Here is a 21,386-nt window from a genome sequence, read left to right as displayed (position 1 = left end):
CTCACCGCCAGAAGTACAAGCGAGGCTACATGATCAAGAACCCGGACTGGTGGCGTGGCGCCGTCATTTACCAAGTTTATCCGCGAAGTTTTTACGACTCCAACGGCGATGGTATCGGAGACCTGCCCGGGGTCACCGCCAAGCTGGACTACATCGCCAGCCTGAACGTGGACGCTATCTGGCTGTCTCCGTTCTTTACCTCCCCGATGAAAGACTTCGGCTACGATGTCTCAGATTACCGCAACGTGGACCCTATTTTCGGCACGCTGGAGGATTTCGACGAGCTGATTGCAGAGGCCCACAAACGGGATCTGAAAATCATGATCGATCAGGTGCTGAGCCATTCCTCGGACCAGCACCCCTGGTTTGTCGAAAGCCGTACCAGCCGTGACAACCCCAAGGCAGACTGGTACGTGTGGGCCGACCCGAAGACCGATGGCACGCCGCCAAACAACTGGCTATCGGTCTTTGGTGGCTCGGCGTGGGCCTGGGACAGCCGCCGAAAGCAGTATTATCTGCACAACTTCCTCACCAGCCAGCCGGATCTGAACTTCCACAACCCGGAGGTTCAGGAACAGGTTCTGTCGGACGTTCAATTCTGGCTGGACCGCGGCGTCGACGGCTTCCGTCTGGATGCCATCAACTTCTGCTTCCACGACCCCAAACTGCGGGACAACCCGGCAAGCAAGGCCGTTGCTGAAGGCTCTATTGGCGTGCGGAAGGAAAATCCCTACGCCTATCAGTTCCACAAGTTCGACAAGACCCAACCGGAGAACATCGAATTTCTGAAGCGGCTTCGTGGTCTGCTGGACCAGTACCCGGGCACGACCACAGTCGGCGAAATCGGCGATGACAATTCCCTACAGACCATGGCCGATTACACCAGCGGTGGCGACAAGCTGCACATGGCTTACTCCTTCGATCTGCTCACAGAGCAGCACGGTGCGGATTTCTTCCACAAAACCGTGAACACCATCGAGGGCAAGCTGACCGACGGCTGGCCCTGCTGGGCCATCGGCAACCACGATGTGGCCCGTGTTGCCACTCGCTGGAACGCCACATCGGAGCAGCAGCTCAAGGCCTACATGGTCATGCTGCTGACCCTGCGCGGCAGCGTCTGCATTTACCAGGGCGAGGAACTGGGGCTGACCGAGGCCGAGTTGCAGTACGAGGATCTTGTGGACCCCTACGGCATTACCTTCTGGCCGGAATACAAGGGGCGGGATGGCTGCCGCACGCCGATGGTCTGGCACCACGAGGAATCCCACGCCGGATTCTCCGATGCGCGTCCCTGGCTGCCGGTTTATGATGACCATTACAACGCCGCTGTTGCCGTACAGCACGCCGAGGAAAACTCCGTGCTGGCCGCCTACCGGGCGTTTCTGGGCTGGAGAAAAGATCAGGCCATCCTGCTCAAAGGAGACATCGAGTTCAGCAAGAGCCCGAAGAACACCCTGGTCTACACCCGTAGCCTGGATGGAGAGACGGTCATGGTGGCACTGAACCTCAGTGAAAGCACGGTTACCATTCCAATGCCCGGCGCAGGAACGCCTGAACCGGATACCCCGGATTTCGTGGGCGGCCAGTGGCATGGCAAGGATCTGACACTCGGGCCCTGGGGCGTCGACATCGCCCGGCTCTGACATTCAATGACCTAACAAGAAGACACGAGATATGGCCAGCGTCACTTTACGCAATATCTGCAAGAGTTATGACGAAGTCCAGGTAACCCGAGACGTTAACCTGGACATTCAGGACGGAGAATTCGTGGTTTTTGTCGGGCCTTCCGGCTGCGGCAAATCCACTCTGCTACGCATGATCGCAGGCCTGGAAGACATTACCTCCGGCGACATGTACATCGGCAACAACCGGGTTAACAACCTGCCGCCCAAGGAACGGGAAGTGGGCATGGTGTTCCAGTCCTATGCCCTTTACCCCCACATGGACGTGGCGGAGAACATGGCGTTTGGCCTCAAGCTGGCCAAAACCAACAAGACCGAAATCAATCGCCGGGTCCAGGATGCCGCCAACCTGCTGCAACTGGACAAGCTCCTGGAGCGCAAACCCAAAGACCTCTCCGGCGGCCAGCGCCAGCGCGTAGCCATCGGCCGGACCATTGTCCGGGAACCCGAGGTATTCCTGTTTGACGAGCCGCTGTCAAACCTCGACGCTTCCCTGCGGGTCCAGATGCGCATTGAAATCTCCCGACTGCACAAACGCCTCGGCGCGACCATGGTGTACGTAACCCATGATCAGGTCGAAGCCATGACCATGGCAGACAAGATCGTGGCCCTGGACAACGGCACCATCGCCCAGGTGGGCAAACCCATGGAGCTTTACCACTACCCGGCCACCCGCTTTGTCGCTGGCTTCATTGGCTCGCCGAAGATGAACTTCATCGACTGCACCGTTGCCTCTGCCAGCAACCAGTCCGCCACCGTCGTGTTGCCAGGCGACCACCGCCTGGAACTGCCGGTAAATGGCGCAGAACTTTCGGAAGGCGAAATCGTCACCCTCGGCATCCGCCCGGAACACCTGAACGAAGACCAGGAAGCTGACATGTACCTCCAGGGCGAAGTGCACGTGGTCGAACGCCTGGGCTACCAGACCCTGGTGCACCTGGACGTCAACAACGTCGAAGGAGTGATCACCATGCGCACCGACGGCTCTAACCCGATTCAGGAAGGCGCCCGAATGACCCTGGGCATGAACGCCAACAAATGCCACCTTTTCCGCCAGGACGGTAACGCCTGTCCGCGCCTATACCGCGAGCCCTGCATCGACTTCTGACCCATCCCAAGGGGCCACCCGGCCCCTGACTGTTTCGATCTGTCGTCACCCTTAACAGGGTTACTCTTTGGCCGGTTCCGTCACGTACCGGCCCTTTTTTTGGGCTTAAAAAAAGCCCGGTCAGCAGGGGGGAATTAGCCTGACCGGGTCGCGAAAGGTAACGCTGGAAGACGCAGAGATCGCGTAACGAGGAGTGGCCTATCCTTTGACACCACCGGCGGTCAGCCCGCCGACAATCCACTTCTGGCAGTAGAGGAAGATCAGCGTAATCGGCAGGCCGGAGAGCACCGCCGCTGCCGCGAAATCACCCCACAGATAGTTCTGCTCATACAGATACTGTTGGGCACCCACCGCCAGGGTCAGTTTATCGGTATCCACCAGAAGCACCGAGGCCATCGGGTACTCCATGATGGTCATGATGAACGCCAGGATGAACACCACCACCAGAATCGGAACCGACAAAGGCAGCAGGATATAGCGGAACGCCTGCCAGGTGGTGGCGCCATCCACGATAGCGGCCTCCTCCAGGGAACGGTCAATAGAGTCGAAATAGCCCTTTATGGTCCAGATATGCAACGCCATACCGCCCAGGGAGGCCACGATGACCGCACCATGGGTATTCAGCCCGAGCCAGCTGACGTGGTTGCCGATCTGATCGAACAGGGCGTACAGAGCCACCAGGGAGAGCACCGGCGGAAACATCTGAAAGATCAGCATCGATTTCAGGACAAATCCCTTGCCGGCAAAACGCATGCGGGCAAAGGCATAGGCACTCGTCGTGGAAAGCGCCAGGATCAGCACCGCCGAAACAACCGCGATCTTGATCGAATTCCACAACCACAGAAGCACTGGGAAAGGCGGCTGCGTGGTCACACCATCTTCACCGGTGTAGGGAATACCCAACGCCAGATACCAGTGTTCCAGCGAAGGATTCTCCGGCAGCAGGCTGCCGGCAGCAAAGTTACCGCTGCGGAACGAGATGGAAATAACCATCAGCAACGGAAACAGGATAATCGCGATGAACGCCAGCATCCCCAAATGGGATGCCAGCACGCGGTATTTGGTGGAGCGGGGTTCAACCATGGCCATAAGAAGCTCCTTATACCTTGATCTTGGACAGTTTGAGATTGATCAGGGACAACGCACCCACCACCAGGAAAATTGCGGTGGCAATAGCGGCGGCCAGACCAAAGTTCTGTCCGGAGTCCTGGAACGCAATGCGGTAGGTGTAGCTCACCAGAAGATCGGTGGTACCTGCCGGCGTGCTCGCACCGATGATGTCCGGGGCCCCCCCGGTCAACAGTGCAATCAGGACAAAGTTGTTGAAGTTGAATGCGAAGCTGGCAATCAGCAGCGGCATCAGCGGTTTGATGATCAACGGCAGGGTGATATTGAACAGATTGTTCACAGGCCCTGCCCCGTCCATGGCCGAGGCTTCATAGAGATCCCGGGGGATGGCCTGCAATAGTCCCATACACAGCAGCATCATGTAGGGATAGCCAAGCCAGGTATTCACGATCAGAATCATGGTGCGGGCCAACGCCGGATCACTGAACCAGTCCGGACGGATCCCGAACAGCCCTTCAAGGACCAGGTTAATTTCACCGAAGTTCTGATTGAACAAGCCCTTGAACACCAGGATCGAGATAAAGGCGGGCACCGCGTAAGGCAGAATCAGCATGGTACGGTAAAAGCCCTTGCCGCGAATCTGGTCCCACTGCAGCAGGTTGGCCAGCAGCAGGCCCAGCGCCAGGGTAAAGATAACCGTGGCGACCGCAAACGAGAGCGTCCACACGAAAATCTCGAAGAATGGCCCTCGAATGGAGGGATCAGACACCACCTTGAGATAGTTGTCCCAGCCGATATTGACCGTCCAGCCGGGCGACAGCGCATTGCCGTCGCCGTCCCGGTAGAAGCCGGTTTCCTGGTCCGGGAAATAGGTGACCCCGGTCTGGTTATCGGTCAGGCTGCCGTTGTCGTGCAGGGTGAACTGGGAGCGGATTGCAGCGAATGAACGAAGACTGGCCTGGCTCAGCTCACGGCCGTCTTCGGTTATCAGGGTAAGCTCCGAGAGTTCACCCCTGAGCTGTATGATCTCGCGAATAGCCAGCGGCTCACCCTGAGGCTCGCCAGAAACCGGCAAGACCGGAGCGGATCGCTCCCCCGCCTCAAGGTCCACCGGTGCCGAAGTCAGGCTCTGGTGGTCTCCCTTGAGCCAGAACACATAGCCTTCATCGGTCTGGTAAAGCTGATAGTCGTAACGAATCGCCTCGGATTGATAGGTCCTGCTCAGCAGGTTCTCCTGAACCTGTTCGAAACTCAACAGGTTGCTGGCACTGTAGTTGGTGAAGCCGATGCCCACGGTGTACATGAGCGGGAAAATCACGAACAGGCCCATACCGGCTATCGCCGGGAAAATGTACCGGTGCGCGTACAGCTTTTTGCTGACGAATACCGCGACAGCCGACGCGGTGAGCACCAGAAACAGCATGGCAAAGACAAACTCGCGCTGGGCGTAGAGTGCCAGTATGAGGTAGAGCGCGGCGCCGACAAGCACCGCCAGCGCTCCCCATTTGAGAAATACTCGTGTCATGGAGTGTCTGCTTTCAATACCGGGGGAGGACAGGGTTTCCGTTATCATTGTAGTCAGCCCGTTAATGACCGTCGCGCGGTGGCAACGGGGGATTTTCATGCACGTCTGAGCGGACCGGTGCCGAACGGGAGCAAAGCCGTCCGGCACCGGATTACCGGTCTTGTTAGCGGGTAATTCGCTGTGCTGCCGCGTTCAGGGCATCTTCAACGGGCTGGCGTCCGGATGTGATGTTTTGCAGGGCCGGGCCCATGGACGACCAGAAGGCACCCATGGCCGGTACGTTCGGCATGGGCTCGCCCAGCCGGGCATTCTCGAAGGTCGCCTTGATATTGGGATCTGAAGAGAGCTCGTCCATGAATTCCCTGTTGGCCACCGCGCCCAGGGGAACGTCGTTGTTCACCATTTTCAGCCCTTTGACGGAGAGCGCGTAGTTCTCAAGGAACTCAACCGCCAGATCCTTGTTGGGGCTGGCAGAGTTCAGAGTGGCGGCCATAACACCCACCATGGGTTTACTGGGCTGCCCGTCAACCGTCGGAATAGTGGTCACACCGAAGTTGATGCCGCTCTTTTTCAGGTTGCCCCAGGCCCAGGGGCCATTGATCATCATGGCTGTCTCGCCCTTGTTGAAGCTGGACTCCATGGCACTGTAGTCGGCACCCCGGGGCATCACGCCCTCCTCGATCAGGCGGGTCAGCGCTTTGGCACCCTTGATAGCGCCCTCGGTATTTACCCCCGTGTCGGTCACATCCACGGAACCATCGTTTTCACCGAAGATATAACCACCGGCTGCGGCCAGCATCGGCCAGGTAAAGTAGGTGTTGTTGTAATCCCACAGAATGGCTCGCTTGCCGTCTTCCGCCAGCTTTTCGTGGACGGCGGGAATGTCTTCGAAGGCGCTGGGAGGCTCGGGCAGCAGGTCTTTGTTGTAGATCAGGCCAATAGACTCGACGGCCATTGGATAGCCGTAAATCTTGCCGCCCACCGTGACCGCATCCCAGGTAAAGTCATAATTGGCGTCGATTACGTTCTGGGACGGTTTGATCTCGGAAATAATGCCGCTCTGGGCCCATTCACCGAAACGGTCGTGGGCCCAGATGAAGATATCGGGGCCGTTGCCGGTGGCGGCAGATTGCTGGAACTTGTCGGTGGCGCTGTCCGGGTGTGCGACTTCAACCGGGATACCGGTTTCTCGAGTGAACCAGTCCCCCACTTCCTGCAGGCCATCATAGCCCTTGTCACCATTGATCCAGACCAGAAGCTTGCCCTCTTCAATTTCGGCATGGGCCGGCGCGGCAACACCGAAGCTGGCGGCAACAATGGAGGCGGCGAGTGTGCTGCGGATAAAAGTTCGACGATTCATCAGGTGATTCCTCTGTATGTTCTTGCCTTATTCTTGTTTTCCGGCCATTCACGAGGTTGTCGGGCCGGACGTAACGCAAACGTTCTTTTGCGAGTATTGGCACTGTGTGGCAATTCCCGGGAATAAGCATCACCCCTTATTTCATTCCCCGAGGCGTAGTAGAGGGGAGTAGACGGGCGTAGAAAATTCCTTCTACCACCCCGGGGTGGAGTCTGGTTTGATGGCATCCACAAGAATGACAACCGAAACGGAGCAATTGCCATGAACCGCCGTGCCAGACACCTGAAACTCTCCGCCTGCATCGCTTCAGCCATTATTACGGCCGGTTGTGCCTCCGGCCCGGGCAAGCCCGCGGTTGTGGCCGGTCCGCCTTCAGCCAATGATACCAGTGTCTTTTGCGAAGCCGCGTCAGCCGAAATGACGATTCCGGTCGGTTCCGCATTCCCGGACGGGACGCTGGTCCGGGATTTCTACACAGGTAACACGGCACGGGTTGTCGACGGTGAGGTAAACATGGCGCCGGGCGAACAGGCCGAAGGGCTGGTGTTGCTGGAATCAGTCGACGCCAAGGCGGGCCAGTTCAACTGGGCAGGGGCGACCGTCTATTTCGCGGTAACAGACCGGTTTGCCAATGGCTCGACCGAGAACGACCTGAATTACGGTCGCCAACCAGACGGCAAGGATGAGATCGGCACCTTCCACGGCGGCGATTTTGTCGGCCTGACCCAGAAACTGGACTACCTGTCGGAGCTCGGTGTCAGCGCCCTCTGGATTACTCCACCGTTCGAACAGATACACGGCTGGGTCGGCGGTGGCGACCGGGGCGATTTCCAGCACTACGGTTACCATGGCTACTACGCCCTGGATTTTACCGTGCCGGACGCCAACTTCGGCACCCGGGAGGAATTCCGAACCCTGGTTCAGGAAGCCCACAAGCGAGATATCCGGGTGGTCATGGATGTGGTTATGAACCATCCGGGCTACAGTACCCTGCAGGATATGCAGACCTTTGGGTTCGGCTCGCTGTTTGAGGGGTTCGAAAAGCATCTGCCCGAGCAATGGGGCGATTGGCAGCCAGAATCCTGGGAAAACTTCCATGCCTACCACGCACTCATTGACTACGACCATCCGGACTGGAGCCAATGGTGGGGCAAGGACTGGGTCCGGGCTGGCATTGCCGACTACGACACACCACCAAACGCCTCTGTCGATGCCCAGCGCGGGTCCCTCGCGTTTTTGCCGGACTTCAAGACCGAGGCCCAACAAACGGTGGATCTTCCGGTATTCCTCCAGAACAAGGCCAGCTCCAGAAGCCGGCCACTGGACGATGCCACAGTCCGGGATTATCTGATCACCTGGTTGACGGACTGGGTCCGGGAGTTCGGGGTCGATGGCTTCCGGGTAGATACCGCCAAGCACGTGGAACCGGAAGCCTGGCTGGCGCTCAAACAGGAGGCCCAGGCAGCCCTGAATGAGTACCGCAGCCGCAATCCTGACGCCGCGCTGCCGGCCGAGGAGTTCTGGATGGTTGCCGAGGTATTCCCCCACTCGGTCCGCAAGACCGCCTATTTCGATGCTGGCTTTGATGCGGTCATTAACTTCGACCTGCAGGAAGAAGCGCGAGCCGGGGCACAGTGCCTGCCTGCGATGGAATCCGTCTACAGTGATTACGCCAGCAAACTCCATGGAGACGACGACTTCAACGTGCTGAGCTATATCTCTTCCCACGACACCAAGCTGTTCAGTCAGGTTGCGGGCGACGACCCGGCGCTCCAGAAGCGGGCTGCCGCGGCACTGATGCTCACGCCCGGAGCGGTTCAGGTGTTCTACGGTGATGAGTCCGGCCGCGCGTTCGGGCCAACCGGTTCCGATCCGCACCAGGGCACCCGCTCGGACATGAACTGGAGTGCCATTGAGAATGGCGAGGTGTCCGGTATCCTTGAGCACTGGCAGAAACTGGGTCAGTTCCGCGAGCGTCATCCCGCGATCGGCGCGGGTGAACACCGGCTGATCAGCCAGCAACCCTATGTATTCTCAAGAACCAACGGCGATGACCGGGTGGTGATTGCGTTCGGGAGAAAGTGACCTGACCATGAGTTATTCGAGATTTCTGGAAGACACCCCGCTTATTCCTGGCATGATGCGCCTGCTGGACCATGCCGATCTCTGCCAGCCGGCGCGGCTGGCAGATTGGATACACGGTAGGCTGGATGAAGGCCTGACCACCTTTGACCATGCGGACATCTATGGCGATGGCGAGTGCGAGCGAGTATTCGGGGACGCCCTGACAACTGCTCCGGAACTGCGCCAGAAAATCCGGATTATTTCCAAAGCCGGGATCGTTCCAGCCAACCGGGATCCCAGCCAGTGGACAACCAAGCACTATCGGGCTGAAGCCGACTATTTCGCCAGTGCAATTGATCATTCGCTCAGTCGGCTGCGAGTTGAGCAAATCCACACCTTTCTGATCCACCGACCAGATCCGCTACTGGATGCCGAATCACTGGCGACGACCCTTGAAAGAGCCGTCAGTGCTGGAAAGATCCTGCATATCGGGGTATCCAACTTCCTGCCGGAGCAGTGGCGCTGGCTTCAGAAAAATACCCGTCTGCCTCTGGTGTGCAACCAGAGTGAGCTGTCTCTGAACCACACCGGACCGCTGTTTGACGGTACTCACGAGGCCCATCTGAACGATGGCCTGCGCTGGCTTGCCTGGTCACCGTTAGCCGGAGGCGCCTTGCCCGGCTCGGTTCCTGAAAGCCTGCTTCAAGCTGCCAGGGAAGAAACCGGCCTGTGCGAAACCGGGCTGGCCATCGCTTGGCTGCGGCAGATTCCAGGCGCCCCCATCCCGGTTCTTGGTTCTATGCGTGAGGCCAGAATTAAAGCCGCGCTGGCGGGAAGCCGTACGGTCCTGCCGCGCCCCCTCTGGTTCGCCCTTCTGGAAGCCATGCGTCAGGCCGCGGTGCCCTGAGGGGCATCGCAAATTTGATATAAGTCACCGACCTACAATTTGTTACCCAAAATTCCACTTTAGTCCCATTGTTGGCTCCATAATCAGCGCTGAAACTAGCCCTGCTTAACAAATAATCAAAAAAGATTCGCAGCCCCTACCCCCAATGGCGCTGCAATTCCGGAGGCCAACCTGAATGAACGTCAGAAAAGTACTCTTTTCTGCTTGTCTGCTATTGCTGGCAAGCAGCACCGTCTATGCCGAAACCCTGAAAATCGGGCTGAACTATCCGCAAACCGGTCGCTACAAGGACCAGGGACTGCAACAGCGCCTGGGCGCCTTCCTGGCCGTTGATGAAATCAACAAGGCGGGCGGTGTGAATGGCCGCCAGTTGGAACTGGTGATCAGGAATACCCGTGGCGAACCTGACCAGGGCGCGAAAAACACCGCAGAACTGATTGACCGCGAAGGCGTCCAGATGGTGTTCGGCGGCGTGTCCAGCGCAGTCGCCATTGCCTCTGGCAAAGCCGCCCGGGACCGTGACAGGATCTACTTTGGCACCCTCACCTACTCGAACGCGACCACCGGCGCCGAAGGCCACTCCCATATGTTCCGGGAGCCTTACAACGCATGGATGACAGCAAAAGCGTTGAGCCAGTACCTGACCACCAATCATGCCGACGACGATTATTTCTACATTACCGCCGACTACACCTGGGGCTGGTCTGTTGAAGAATCCGTGCGAAAATTTTCCGGAACGGAAGATACCGGGCGCCACCATGGGGTCACAACTCCGTTCCCAAGGGCCCTGATTACTGATTTCAGGAAGGCACTTGAGCAGGCAGAAGCCAGCAATGCCAAGGTTCTGATGATGGTCCTGTTCGGTGACGACATGGTGCGGGCCCTGAACGTCGCCTACGAAATGGGCCTCACCAAGAAAATGCAGATCGTCGTGCCCAACCTGACCCTCGGTATGGCACGTCAGGTGGGCCCCACCATTATGGAAGGCGTGGTGGGTGGCTCACCCTGGGTCTGGAACGTACCCTACGAATTTAACTACCCCCGAGGTCAGGCGTTTGTAGAGGCTTTTTCACAGCGTTACGAAATGCGCCCCTCAACCGCTGCTGCATCAGCTTACAGTATCGTTTACCAGTACAAGGATGCAGTCGAGCGTGCCGGCACAACCAATACCGCGAGGCTTATCAGTACACTGGAGGGCCACAGGTACAGCTTCCTGAAGGATGAGCAATACTGGCGGGCATTCGATCACCAGAACGTTCAGACCGTGTATGTGGTCAAGGTGAAACCACGAAATACCATTGTTGCGGACGAGTACAGCTCTGACTACTTCAGCATTATCGACAGCATGCCCGGCGATCAGGCCGCCCAGACTCGTGAAGAGTGGGAAGAGCGGCGCCGGGAGGCGGGGAAGCCCTTAAACCTGTAAGCGATCAGACCAATCCTGCCCAAAGCCTCCGGGACTCAAATCCCGGGGGCTTTTTTTTGAAGTTTTCCCGAACGGTACGTAAACTTTCGGTTCCGAACATGACAACAAGGCCCTCGCATGTCCCAGAAACGCCGTCTTGACCAGATCATGGAGATGATCCAGAGGAATGGATTCGTTACCACTGAACAGCTTGTCGAGAAGTTTCAGGTAACTCCCCAGACCATCCGAAGGGATCTCAATGAGCTGGCGGGGCAGAATCGGTTGCGACGACATCATGGTGGCGCAGGCATAGATTCAAGCACAGTGAACACTGCCTATCAGGATCGCAAGATCATGAACCTTGAAGCCAAGGAGCGGATAGCGCAGGCGCTCGTTCAGCATGTTCCTGACAATGCTTCCATGTTCATCAATATCGGCACCACCACTGAAACCATTGCCAGGGCCCTCCTGCACAAGCGCGGCCTCAGTGTTGTTACCAATAACCTGCACGTAGCATCCATCCTGTCTGCCAAGGAGGACTTTCATATCATCATCGCGGGCGGTGAAGTACGGAACCGGGACGGCGGAATTGTTGGCGAGGCTGCGGTGGACTTTATAAACCAGTTCAAAATGGACTACGGCATTATTGGCATCAGTGGCATCCACAGCGACGGGTCCCTTCTGGACTTTGATTACCGGGAAGTTCGGGTTGCCCAGTCGATCATCGCCAACTCCAATGAAGTTCTGCTTGCAGCAGATCACTCCAAGTTTGGTCGCAACGCGATGGTCCGCCTCGGCAGCATTGCACAGGCAGATCACGTGTTTACAGACGCCCCTCCACCCGAGCCGATCAGGAAGTTGCTAAGTTCAAATGATGTAGAGCTTCACATTATCTAGATTTTTTCCTTTTTGTTCGCTATTTTCCTTTACGAACGTTTTTCCGTTATCCATAATCCAGATTGATCATTAACGTTCGTTTTGGGAAATGGAAAAGTGATACAAGATCAGGATCTGCTTGATGTGCTGGTGATCGGCGGCGGCGTAAATGGCACTGGCATCGCCCTGGATTCGGCCGGCAGAGGCCTGAAAGTCATGCTTTGCGAGATGGATGATCTTGCTTCGGCAACCTCATCAAGTAGCAGCAAGTTGATTCATGGAGGACTGCGATACCTCGAACATTACGAGTTTCGCCTGGTTCGCGAAGCCCTTGCCGAACGCGAGGCGCTATTGCGCAACGCTCCCCACATCATGTGGCCGATGCGCTTCAGACTCCCACACCGCTCTCATCTCAGGCCAGCCTGGATGATTCGGACCGGCCTGTTTCTTTACGATCACCTTGCCAAACGGGAAATCCTGCCAGGCTCCCGATCCATTTCCTTTGACGAGGACTCCCCTCTCAAACCCGGGATTACCAAGGGCTTTGAATACTCAGACGGCTGGGTGGACGACGCCAGGCTGGTTGTATTGACGGCAAAAAAAGCAGAGCAGAAAGGTGCGCAAATTCTGACACGCACAAAATGCGTGAAAGCAGAGCGAGGAAAAGATCACTGGACCGCAACCCTGAAGGACACGCTATCCGGCTCCGAGTCGACGGTTTCGGCGAAAGTCATTGTCAACGCGACCGGGCCCTGGGTGAGCCGCCTGTTCGGCGAGAGCCTCAGCATGAAAGCGCCAAAGCAGATCAGAATGGTCAAAGGCAGCCACATTGTCGTGCCCAGACTGAATCATGGGACAGAAGCCTACATCTTGCAGAATGAAGATGACCGGATCGTCTTCGTCATCCCCTACGAAGATAATTTTTCACTCATCGGCACCACCGATGTCGAATACGAGGGTGATCCCAGGGCGGCCACCATATCGCCCGAGGAAACCCGCTATCTTCTGGATATCGTGAACGCCTACTTTGAAAGGCAGCTCGATACCCCCGATGTCATCTGGTCCTACTCCGGGGTTCGACCACTGATGGACGACGAGGAAGAGCCGGCTCAGAAAGCGTCCAGAGACTATTCTTTTGAAGTCAGCGAGAGTAAGGAGCTTGCTCCCCTCATCTCGGTATTCGGTGGCAAAATCACCACTTTCCGCAAGCTTGCGGAAGCAGTCACCAACAGACTCTGCGATTATTTTCCCGGCGCCGGCTCGAACTGGACACGCAGTGCCGTGTTGCCCGGAGGTGATTTCGGTAATCAGGTCGAACTGGCAGAGCAGATGAGAATACGATTCCCATGGCTGCCTGAAGCAGCGATTTCCCGGTATGTGCGCACCTACGGCACCAGCGCCTGCGTTTTTCTTGAAGGATGCAACTCTCTGGCAGACCTTGGAACCGCCTATACGCCGACTCTTTTCCAGAAAGAGGTCGATTATCTGGTCAGCACGGAGTGGGCCGTTACCACAGACGATGTGCTTTGGAGGAGGACCAAGCAGGGTCTCTACATTTCTGAAGAAAACCGAGAACTACTGAGAGACTACCTGAATGAAACGGCGAGAGTCAGACACTGACTACTCATTCAATATCGGTCTGACCATCGTCATTCAGAGCTTGCCTAACCCGTGCCTGTAACGCTGGAACCACCTCGGCTTCAAACCAGGGATTGTTCCGCAACCATCCATTATTTCTGGGGCTGGGATGCGGCAGTGGCACTCTATCTGGCCCGAATTCGCGCCATCGCCGTACATTTTCGGTAACTGATTTGCCGGAACCGCCCAGATGCCAGGCATGGGCATACTGACCAATAACCAGAGTCAAACCAATGTCCGGCAAGCGATCCAGAAGTATCTGCCGCCAGGCGGGCGCGCATTCCGGGCGCGGTGGAAGGTCTCCCGACTTGCCGGTTCCGGGGTAACAAAACCCCATCGGCAGAATCGCAAGTTTCTGCTCGTCATAGAAGGTATCCCGGGTAATACCCATCCACTGCCGAAGCCGGTCGCCGCTGGGGTCGTTGAAGGGCAGCCCGGTTTCGTGAACCCGCCTGCCCGGCGCCTGTCCGACCACCAGAATTCTGGCACTTTCAGATATCTGTATAACCGGCCTTGGTTCATGGGGCAGAACGCCCGCACAAATCGTGCACGCCCGCACGCGCCTGACCAGGTCGTCGAAGGGAAGTCGGGAAAGATCGTCCGTCATGGCCGTTCCATCATCAGGGTGATTGCATAAACCGGCGTTTCCCGTAACGATAGAGGCACAATCACGACACAACAAGTCTCGAAGGACACATCATGAATGCCAAAGCAGGCTCTCTCCCGCTGCCGGAAATCGATATCGAAGAGTTCCGGAAAGTGGTCCGCTCGCGCCGTTCCATCAGGCGCTTCACCGATGAGCCGATTCCCGAGGCGGTGCTTGAGGATTGCCTTGAATTGGCGACCCTGGCGCCCAATTCCAGCAACCTCCAGCCGTGGGAATTTTTCGTTGTCCGCACGCCGGAGCTCAAGGCAAAACTTGCCCATGCCTGCCTTGGCCAGAATGCCGCGAAAACCGCCGCCGCGCTGATCGTGGTGGTTGCCCGGCCCGATACCTGGCGAGCTCACGCACGGCAAGCCCTGGAGGACTGGCCGGAAGAAAAGCTGCCGCCCATCGTTGAAAAGTATTACCGCAAGGTCGCTCCCATTCATTACAACCAGGGCCCCTTTGGTATTCTGGGGCTAGCGAAGAAAGCGGCAGGCCTTGCGGTGGGAATCACCCGGCCTGTACCGCGGGGGCCCTACTCCGCCTGCGAGATGAAAATCTGGGCCACCAAATCAACCGCCCTGGCGGCCCAGAACCTGATGCTCGCGCTCCGGGCCCACGGATATGATTCCTGCCCCATGGAGGGTTTTGACGAGCATCGGGTGAAGAAGCTGCTCGATCTGCCCGGGAAAGGACTGGTCACCATGGTACTGGCGGCAGGCCGACGGGCAGAAAACGGCGTGTATAACCGCCAGTACCGTTTTGACCAGGGCCAACTGGTGCATTACCTCTGAGCCAGCCCGGGCAATCCGGAGTCATACCTCCGGATTGCCCAGTGCCTCGGCGGCTCCTAGCAACCCAGTATAGGGCTCGGTAACCACATAGACCGGCGTGAACTCCAGCAGCGGACGCATTCTGCCTTTATCCTCAAAGCCGTTCCGGAACGGGCTTTCCAGGAAGAACTCGAGGAAGCGGGGCAGGATTCCGCCGCACAGGTAAACACCGCCGGTACTCCCCAGGGTCAGGACCCCGTTGCCGGCTACCCGGCCGAGGATTTCACAGAAGTGGCGGAGCGTGTGTCGAGCCAGGCTATCGGTGTTTTCTACCGCAGCCGCGGTGATTTTCTCCGGCGCATCCAGTGGAGCAGCCACACCCTGAATTTCAGCATGGGCCTGATACAGGTTCAGCAGGCCCTGGCCACACAGAATACGCTCGACGGACACCCGGCCAAAACGGGCCTTGAGAATCCGCAGCACGGCCATTTCGGTATCGTCCGTGGGCGCATAATCCACGTGACCACCTTCGGTCATTAATGGCACCCAGCCGTGTTCAATGGGCACCAGCCCTGAAACACCGAGCCCGGTTCCAGGCCCCATAACCAGTCGGGGGCGACGGCTGTCACCCGGGCCGCCACAGACATGCACCAGATGGTCATCCGCAACGTGGGGAACGCCCAGGGCCATGGCGGTAAAATCATTGATCACCTTGAACGTGGACCAGCCAAACTGCGCCCGGACTTCTTCGGTATCAAAACGCCAGTGGTTGTTGGTCATCCGAACCTGGGTGCCTCGAACCGGTGAGGCAACGGCCAGACAAGCCCCAGCTACCTCCGAAACCCCGACCCGGGCCAGGTAATCCCGCACGGCGTCATCAAGATTCGTGTATTCCCCGCAGGGGAGAATCTCGATAGCCCGGGGCTGCACACTGCCCTGCTCTACCAGGGCGAAACGCGCATTGGTGCCACCAATATCACCGACCAGTGAATAGTTTGTTGCTGTCATGCCTCGTGATTCCAGAAAAAACTGGCCCCCTCCTCGGGAGTGCCGGCAGCGCGACGCATCCAGCCAAACAACTCCCGACCGTAGCCGTGATGATACCCGGTCAGGTCGGCTTTTTCAGATTCCCGGCCGGCAAACTCCTGTTCATCCACGCGGATGGCAAGAACACCGTTTTCGGCATCCAGGCAGACCGTGTCACCATTTTTAACCCTGGCCAGGGGCCCGCCATCCAGGGCTTCCGGATACACATGGATCGCCGCGGGTACCTTGCCGGACGCGCCGGACATACGGCCATCGGTCACCAGGCCCACCTTGAACCCGCGATCCTGCAAGACGCCAAGGTACGGCGTGAGTTTGTGCAGTTCCGGCATACCATTGCTCTTTGGACCCTGGAAACGGACGATCACAATGCAGTCTCTGTCCAGATCGCCGGCTTCAAAGGCCGCCTTGAGTTCGTTCTGGTCGTTGAACACCACGGCCGGCGCTTCAATTTTCCGGTGTTCCGGGGCAACCGCGGATACCTTGATGACGCCACGGCCAAGGTTGCCATCAAGTACCCTCAGCCCGCCATCCGGTGCAAACGGTTCCGCGACCGGGCTAAGCACATCCGGGCGCAGGCTTTTTTCCGGCGCCGGCTTCCAGACCAGCTTCTCATCCACCAGTTCCGGCATTTCGGTGTACCGCTCAAGACCAAAGCCGACCACCGTGTTCACGTCATTATGCAGATAGCCGCCACTCAGCAGTTCCCGAATCAGGAACGGTGTTCCGCCGGCCTCGTGAAAGGCGTTCACGTCTTCCTGCCCGTTGGGGTAGATCCGGGTCATGGACGGAACCACCGAGGAAAGCTCGGCATAATCGTTCCAGTCGATAATGATCCCCGCGGCACGGGCAATCGCGATCCAGTGGATCGTGTGGTTGGTAGAACCACCCGTGACAAGCAGCGCCACCAGAGCATTGACGATGCTCTTTTCATCCACCATATCGCCAAGACCAAGCTCGCCTCCATGAGGCTTCGACAGCTTGATTACCTGTTCGGTCGCTGCCCGGGTAAGCTCGTCGCGCAGCGGTGTATTGGGATTGACAAAGGCCGACCCTGGCATGTGCAGGCCCATGACTTCCACCAGCAGCTGGTTGCTGTTGGCCGTGCCATAGAATGTGCAGGTGCCCGGGCTGTGATAGGACTTGCTTTCGGCTTCCAGGAGTTCGTCTTTGCCAACCTTGCCCTCGGCGTAAAGCTGGCGAATTCGCTGTTTTTCCTTGTTCGGCAGCCCTGAGGGCATGGGGCCTGCCGGAACCAGAATGGTGGGCAGATAGCCGAAACTCAGCGACCCGATCAGAAGACCCGGCACAATCTTGTCGCAAATACCCAGGAGCAGCGTGGCATCGAACATGTTGTGACTCAGGGCCACGGCGGTGCTCATGGCGATGGTGTCCCGGGAAAACAGGCTCAGCTCCATGCCCGGCTGGCCCTGGGTAACACCGTCACACATGGCGGGTGTGCCACCGGCCACCTGGGCTACGGACCCCATCCCCCGCGCGGCTTCCCGAATAAGATCCGGGAACTTTTCGTAGGGTTGGTGGGCCGAAAGCATATCGTTGTAGGCCGTTACCATGGCCACGTTGGCCTTGTTCATAAACTTCAGGGTGTCTTTATCGCCCTGATTACAGGCCGCAAACCCATGGGCCAGATTGCCGCAGGACAGAGAACTCCGGTGCGGGGATTGGGCTTTGAGCGCATTCATGCGGTCCAGGTAATCCTGCCGCGTTGGACGGCTGCGCTCGATAATTCTCTGGGTAACTTTGTCGACGGTCGGGTGCATGGTGGGCTCCATTGCATAAATTATTAGAGTGGTCGTTTTTAGACGTAATTTTACTTCCTTTTTTTGGCATTTCCACCTTTGTATCGTTCATTTTTTCATTTTTTGTTGTTATATTTACTACATTATCAATATTAAACGAACAAAAAACGATCAACCAAGGAGTCAGACGATGACGATCCGTATCGCAATCAACGGTTTTGGCCGTATCGGCCGCAATGTCCTCAGAGCATTGTATGAAAATAACTACCGGAACCAGCTTCAGGTGGTTGCCATCAACGACCTGGGTGATGCTGAAACCAACGCTCACCTGCTCAAGTATGACAGTGTTCATGGCCGGTTTGATGCCGAAGTAAGCCACGACGCCGAATCCCTGACCGTCAACGGGGACCGGATTGCCATTACCGCGCTGCGCAATCCCGAGGAACTGCCCTGGAAAGATCATCGTGTTGATGTTGTTTTCGAGTGTACCGGCCTTTTTACCAAACGCGACAAGGCAGCGGCACACCTGAAGGCCGGCGCCCGCAAGGTCATCATCTCGGCGCCCAGCCCCGATGCGGATGCAATGATCGTTTACGGCGTGAACCACGAAATACTGACCGCCGACCACGACATCATTTCCAACGCGTCCTGCACCACGAACTGCCTGGCACCGGTTGTTGAAGCCCTGCACAAAACCATTGGCATCGAGAGTGGCCTGATGACCACCATCCACTCCTACACCAACGACCAGAAGCTGAGTGACGTCTACCATTCCGACCTCTATCGGGCGCGCTCTGCCACCCAGTCGATGATTCCAACCAAGACCGGCGCCGCTGCCGCCATTGGCAAGGTCATTCCTGAGCTGAATGGAAAACTGGATGGCCTGGCAGTTCGGGTTCCCACCATCAATGTTTCACTGGTGGATTTCGGTTTTATTGCCAGTCGCGAGACGACAGCGGAAGAAGTTAACGAAGCGGTTAAGGCCGCCGCAGAGAAAAGCCCGGTCCTTGGCTACAATGTCGAAAAACTGGTCAGCGTGGACTTCAATCACAACGCGCTTTCCAGCATCTATGACGCCAACCACACACGGGTTCTGGGTCGTCACGTAAAAGTCATGGCCTGGTACGACAATGAATGGGGTTTCTCGAACCGTATGCTGGACAATGCCCTAGCCCTGATGAAGGCCGGCCAGTAAACCTGGCCGTTCCGGCTGATTCCGCTATCCTGTTCGAGACCATTTTGAAGAATCAAAGGACACCAACCATGCTCAGGCGTACCAAGATTGTCGCCACCCTCGGCCCCGCCACCGACTCACCGGAATCCCTCGCGGCCATTATCGCCGCCGGTGTAGACGTTACCCGGCTAAACTTTTCCCACGGCAGTGCCGACGAGCACATAGAGCGAGCCCGCCGCGTTCGCGAAGCGGCAGCCTCCCAGGGCCGGTTCGTCGCACTGCTGGCCGATCTGCAGGGCCCCAAGCTCCGCATCGCCCGCTTTTCGGAAAACAAGGTCACCCTCAAGGCAGGCGAGACGTTTATCCTGGACGCTGCCATGGACAAGGAAGCGGGCACTGAAGAAAGAGTCGGTATCGATTACGAACAACTGATCGAAGATGTGGAACCAGGCGACATTCTGGTTCTGGATGACGGCCGCATCGAGATGGAAGTGCAGTCGGTCAATGACCACAGCATCACCTCCACCGTTCTGATCGGCGGCCCGCTCTCCAATAACAAGGGTCTGAACAAGCGCGGCGGCGGCCTGTCCGCTGAGGCGCTGACGGAGAAGGACAAACAGGATATCGTCACGGCCGCCAAACTGGGCGCGGATTACGTGGCGGTCTCTTTTGTCCGCACCGCCGAGGATATGCACATCGCCCGGCGCCTGCTCAAAGAGGCAGGCTCTGACGCAGGCCTGGTCGCGAAAATCGAGCGGGCGGAACTTGCCGACGATGTGGAAGCACTGGACGCGGTCATTGAAGCATCCGATGCCGTCATGGTTGCCCGGGGCGACCTGGCCGTGGAAATCGGCGACGCCCAGCTGGTTGGCGTACAGAAGCACATCATCTCTCGCGCCCGCGTTCTTAACCGTGCGGTGATCACCGCAACCCAGATGATGGAGTCGATGATCACCAGCCCTATGCCCACTCGGGCAGAAGTGTCCGATGTCGCCAACGCGGTGATGGACTACACGGACGCGGTGATGCTCTCTGCCGAAACTGCTGTGGGTGATTACCCGAAAGAAGCCGTGGAAGCCATGGTTCGGATCTGCCTGGGTGCAGAGAAGCATCCGTCCATGCACCAGTCCAAGCACCGGATTCACGAGAGCATGGAAGCGGTGGACGAGGCCATTGCCCTGTCGGCCATGTACGCGGCCAACCATCTTGAAGGCGTCTCAGCCATCATCTGCATGACCGAAACCGGCGCCACGCCGCGGCTGATGTCACGCATCAAGTCGAGCCTGCCGATCTTTGCGTTTTCGCGCCATCACTCAACCCAGCACAGGGTTGTGTTGTTCCGGGGCGTTCAGACGGTTCCTTTCGATTCTGCCAAGATTCCGAACGAGCGGACCAATGCGTTGGCGGTGTCGGAGCTGGTAAACCGCGGGGCGGTCAAGGAAGGGGACCTGGTGGTGATTACCAAGGGTGATTATGTGAATGCTCAGGGTGGTACCAACACCATGAAGATTGTTCGGGTTGGTTCTGATATTCGCTGATTTTGTTCCTTTAAGCCCTCTGTCCTTGGTGAACGACCTGGCAGCCTGACAGTCTGTGCCGGGCGGCAGTGGGGTATCCCTCCTTCAGGCAAGGGTAAATATCTCGGAGTGGTAGCTTCTCCAATACGTCGCGTGTAGGTCGGATTAGCCGAAGGCGTAATCCGACGCACCTCTCTTGGGTTTCCGACATTGATTGTCGGATTACGCCTGCGGCTAATCCGACCTACGAAATCATGGTGACTACCGGCGTTATCGGAAGGTTTAACTAGCGCTTTGGGGCAGGGCTTCCGGGAATGTCGCTGGCCATGGATGGCCAGCGCCAAGCGCACATGGATGTGCTCGTAGCGTTTCCCGGAAGCCCTGCCCCGAAGCGCGCAAACTCCAAAACCCTCAGGCTGCGAGAACAGAACCGAAGTCAAAGATCAGCCAAACTCCCCCGCGCAATCTCGGTAATCTGCGACCAGTCTTTGGCCGCCACCACATCCGCAGGGGTCAACCAGGTGCCACCGACGGCCTGTACGTTGCCAAGGGCAAGGTAATCGGCCGCGGTGTTGCGGCGGATGCCGCCTGTGGGGCAGAAGGTAACGTCCGGGAATGGTCCGCTGAAGGCTTTGAGGGCCGGGATGCCGCCGGCGACTTCGGCCGGGAAGAATTTGAAGTCGCGGTAGCCGAGATTGTAGCCAACCATCAGTTCAGAGATGGTGGCAATGCCCGGCAACAGCGGGGCTTCGGAGGTCACGCCGAATTCCAGGATGGCTTCGGTCACGCCCGGGGTGATAACAAACTGGGCGCCCGCGGCTTCCACCTGACGGTACTGG

The 21,386-nt window shown here is 57.7% G+C and carries 17 protein-coding genes; 10 read left to right on the top strand and 7 right to left on the bottom strand.

Annotation, left to right across the window (positions count from 1 at the left end; genetic code table 11):
- The first annotated feature begins 29 nt into the window (after window positions 1–29).
- Both ACESMK_RS13250 and malK read left to right on the top strand, forming a co-directional pair.
- The gene (locus ACESMK_RS13250; protein WP_372999489.1) at window positions 30–1,643 is read left to right on the top strand and encodes an alpha-glucosidase family protein; all 1,614 of its coding nucleotides are present in this window, start codon (window positions 30–32) and stop codon (window positions 1,641–1,643) included.
- 31 nt (window positions 1,644–1,674) lie between these two features.
- Window positions 1,675–2,790, top strand: a complete 1,116-nt coding sequence (malK, locus tag ACESMK_RS13245) for a maltose/maltodextrin ABC transporter ATP-binding protein MalK (protein WP_372999486.1) — start codon at window positions 1,675–1,677, stop codon at window positions 2,788–2,790.
- Between the two features lie 198 nt (window positions 2,791–2,988).
- On the opposite strand, the gene malG is transcribed toward malK, so the two are convergent.
- From malG to malE, 3 genes are all read right to left on the bottom strand, one after another.
- Window positions 2,989–3,879 (bottom strand): maltose ABC transporter permease MalG, encoded by an 891-nt coding sequence (gene malG / locus ACESMK_RS13240; RefSeq protein WP_372999483.1) that lies wholly within the window; start codon window positions 3,877–3,879, stop codon window positions 2,989–2,991.
- Window positions 3,880–3,889: 10 nt separating this feature from the next.
- Entirely contained in the window at window positions 3,890–5,383 is a 1,494-nt protein-coding gene (malF, locus tag ACESMK_RS13235; protein ID WP_372999480.1) for a maltose ABC transporter permease MalF, read from the bottom strand.
- A gap of 163 nt (window positions 5,384–5,546) precedes the next feature.
- Window positions 5,547–6,743: a maltose/maltodextrin ABC transporter substrate-binding protein MalE gene (gene malE, locus ACESMK_RS13230; protein ID WP_372999477.1), complete on the bottom strand. Its 1,197-nt coding sequence runs from the start codon at window positions 6,741–6,743 to the stop codon at window positions 5,547–5,549.
- A gap of 261 nt (window positions 6,744–7,004) precedes the next feature.
- On the opposite strand from malE, the gene ACESMK_RS13225 reads away from it, so the two are divergent.
- From ACESMK_RS13225 to glpD, 5 genes are all read left to right on the top strand, one after another.
- Entirely contained in the window at window positions 7,005–8,828 is a 1,824-nt protein-coding gene (locus ACESMK_RS13225) for an alpha-amylase (RefSeq protein WP_372999474.1), read from the top strand.
- Window positions 8,829–8,835: 7 nt separating this feature from the next.
- Window positions 8,836–9,714 carry an aldo/keto reductase gene (locus ACESMK_RS13220; protein WP_372999471.1) on the top strand — a complete coding sequence of 293 codons (879 nt, stop codon included), beginning with the start codon at window positions 8,836–8,838 and terminating at the stop codon, window positions 9,712–9,714.
- A gap of 175 nt (window positions 9,715–9,889) precedes the next feature.
- Window positions 9,890–11,140, top strand: coding sequence for a substrate-binding protein (locus ACESMK_RS13215; protein WP_372999468.1), 1,251 nt, complete (start codon window positions 9,890–9,892; stop codon window positions 11,138–11,140).
- A gap of 117 nt (window positions 11,141–11,257) precedes the next feature.
- On the top strand, window positions 11,258–12,016 hold the full coding sequence (locus ACESMK_RS13210) for a DeoR/GlpR family transcriptional regulator (RefSeq protein ID WP_372999465.1): 759 nt from the start codon (window positions 11,258–11,260) through the stop codon (window positions 12,014–12,016).
- Between the two features lie 96 nt (window positions 12,017–12,112).
- Window positions 12,113–13,615, top strand: a complete 1,503-nt coding sequence (gene glpD, locus ACESMK_RS13205) for a glycerol-3-phosphate dehydrogenase (protein ID WP_372999462.1) — start codon at window positions 12,113–12,115, stop codon at window positions 13,613–13,615.
- A 4-nt stretch (window positions 13,616–13,619) separates the two neighbouring features.
- Here glpD and ACESMK_RS13200 read toward each other — a convergent pair whose 3' ends face one another.
- On the bottom strand, window positions 13,620–14,240 hold the full coding sequence (locus tag ACESMK_RS13200; RefSeq protein ID WP_372999459.1) for a uracil-DNA glycosylase family protein: 621 nt from the start codon (window positions 14,238–14,240) through the stop codon (window positions 13,620–13,622).
- A gap of 92 nt (window positions 14,241–14,332) precedes the next feature.
- Here ACESMK_RS13200 and ACESMK_RS13195 point away from each other — a divergent pair, with 92 nt between their 5' ends.
- A complete protein-coding gene (locus tag ACESMK_RS13195) occupies window positions 14,333–15,073 on the top strand; it encodes a nitroreductase family protein (RefSeq protein WP_372999456.1) in 741 nt (246 codons plus the stop codon).
- Between the two features lie 21 nt (window positions 15,074–15,094).
- On the opposite strand, the gene ACESMK_RS13190 is transcribed toward ACESMK_RS13195, so the two are convergent.
- Window positions 15,095–16,060, bottom strand: a complete 966-nt coding sequence (locus tag ACESMK_RS13190; protein ID WP_372999454.1) for a glucokinase — start codon at window positions 16,058–16,060, stop codon at window positions 15,095–15,097.
- Window positions 16,057–17,877 (bottom strand): phosphogluconate dehydratase, encoded by a 1,821-nt coding sequence (edd, locus tag ACESMK_RS13185; protein ID WP_372999451.1) that lies wholly within the window; start codon window positions 17,875–17,877, stop codon window positions 16,057–16,059. The genes ACESMK_RS13190 and edd overlap by 4 nt, the downstream gene beginning before the upstream one ends.
- A 169-nt stretch (window positions 17,878–18,046) precedes the next feature.
- Between edd and gap the strand changes: the two genes are divergently transcribed.
- Both gap and pyk read left to right on the top strand, forming a co-directional pair.
- The gene (gene gap / locus ACESMK_RS13180) at window positions 18,047–19,051 is read left to right on the top strand and encodes a type I glyceraldehyde-3-phosphate dehydrogenase (RefSeq protein WP_372999448.1); all 1,005 of its coding nucleotides are present in this window, start codon (window positions 18,047–18,049) and stop codon (window positions 19,049–19,051) included.
- A gap of 68 nt (window positions 19,052–19,119) precedes the next feature.
- The gene (pyk, locus tag ACESMK_RS13175; protein ID WP_372999446.1) at window positions 19,120–20,568 is read left to right on the top strand and encodes a pyruvate kinase; all 1,449 of its coding nucleotides are present in this window, start codon (window positions 19,120–19,122) and stop codon (window positions 20,566–20,568) included.
- 415 nt (window positions 20,569–20,983) lie between these two features.
- On the opposite strand, the gene eda is transcribed toward pyk, so the two are convergent.
- Window positions 20,984–21,386 (bottom strand): bifunctional 4-hydroxy-2-oxoglutarate aldolase/2-dehydro-3-deoxy-phosphogluconate aldolase (gene eda, locus ACESMK_RS13170; protein WP_372999444.1); only part of this gene is annotated, 403 nt, incomplete at its 5' end.

The sequence above is a fragment of the Marinobacter sp. genome, from assembly GCF_041687235.1.
Classification (GTDB): domain Bacteria; phylum Pseudomonadota; class Gammaproteobacteria; order Pseudomonadales; family Oleiphilaceae; genus Marinobacter.
The sequence above is the reverse complement of the archived record's forward strand: the minus strand, read 5'-3'. Positions and strand labels throughout refer to the sequence as shown.

Excerpts from the sequence above, each read along its gene's own strand:
- ACESMK_RS13250 (WP_372999489.1), top strand. The coding sequence starts at position 30 with ATGATCAAGAACCCGGACTGGTGGCGTGGCGCCGTCATTTACCAAGTT.
- malK (WP_372999486.1), top strand. The coding sequence starts at position 1,675 with ATGGCCAGCGTCACTTTACGCAATATCTGCAAGAGTTATGACGAAGTC.
- malG (WP_372999483.1), bottom strand. The coding sequence starts at position 3,879 with ATGGCCATGGTTGAACCCCGCTCCACCAAATACCGCGTGCTGGCATCC.
- malF (WP_372999480.1), bottom strand. The coding sequence starts at position 5,383 with ATGACACGAGTATTTCTCAAATGGGGAGCGCTGGCGGTGCTTGTCGGC.
- malE (WP_372999477.1), bottom strand. The coding sequence starts at position 6,743 with ATGAATCGTCGAACTTTTATCCGCAGCACACTCGCCGCCTCCATTGTT.
- ACESMK_RS13225 (WP_372999474.1), top strand. The coding sequence starts at position 7,005 with ATGAACCGCCGTGCCAGACACCTGAAACTCTCCGCCTGCATCGCTTCA.
- ACESMK_RS13220 (WP_372999471.1), top strand. The coding sequence starts at position 8,836 with ATGAGTTATTCGAGATTTCTGGAAGACACCCCGCTTATTCCTGGCATG.
- ACESMK_RS13215 (WP_372999468.1), top strand. The coding sequence starts at position 9,890 with ATGAACGTCAGAAAAGTACTCTTTTCTGCTTGTCTGCTATTGCTGGCA.
- ACESMK_RS13210 (WP_372999465.1), top strand. The coding sequence starts at position 11,258 with ATGTCCCAGAAACGCCGTCTTGACCAGATCATGGAGATGATCCAGAGG.
- ACESMK_RS13200 (WP_372999459.1), bottom strand. The coding sequence starts at position 14,240 with ATGACGGACGATCTTTCCCGACTTCCCTTCGACGACCTGGTCAGGCGC.
- ACESMK_RS13195 (WP_372999456.1), top strand. The coding sequence starts at position 14,333 with ATGAATGCCAAAGCAGGCTCTCTCCCGCTGCCGGAAATCGATATCGAA.
- ACESMK_RS13190 (WP_372999454.1), bottom strand. The coding sequence starts at position 16,060 with ATGACAGCAACAAACTATTCACTGGTCGGTGATATTGGTGGCACCAAT.
- edd (WP_372999451.1), bottom strand. The coding sequence starts at position 17,877 with ATGCACCCGACCGTCGACAAAGTTACCCAGAGAATTATCGAGCGCAGC.
- gap (WP_372999448.1), top strand. The coding sequence starts at position 18,047 with ATGACGATCCGTATCGCAATCAACGGTTTTGGCCGTATCGGCCGCAAT.
- pyk (WP_372999446.1), top strand. The coding sequence starts at position 19,120 with ATGCTCAGGCGTACCAAGATTGTCGCCACCCTCGGCCCCGCCACCGAC.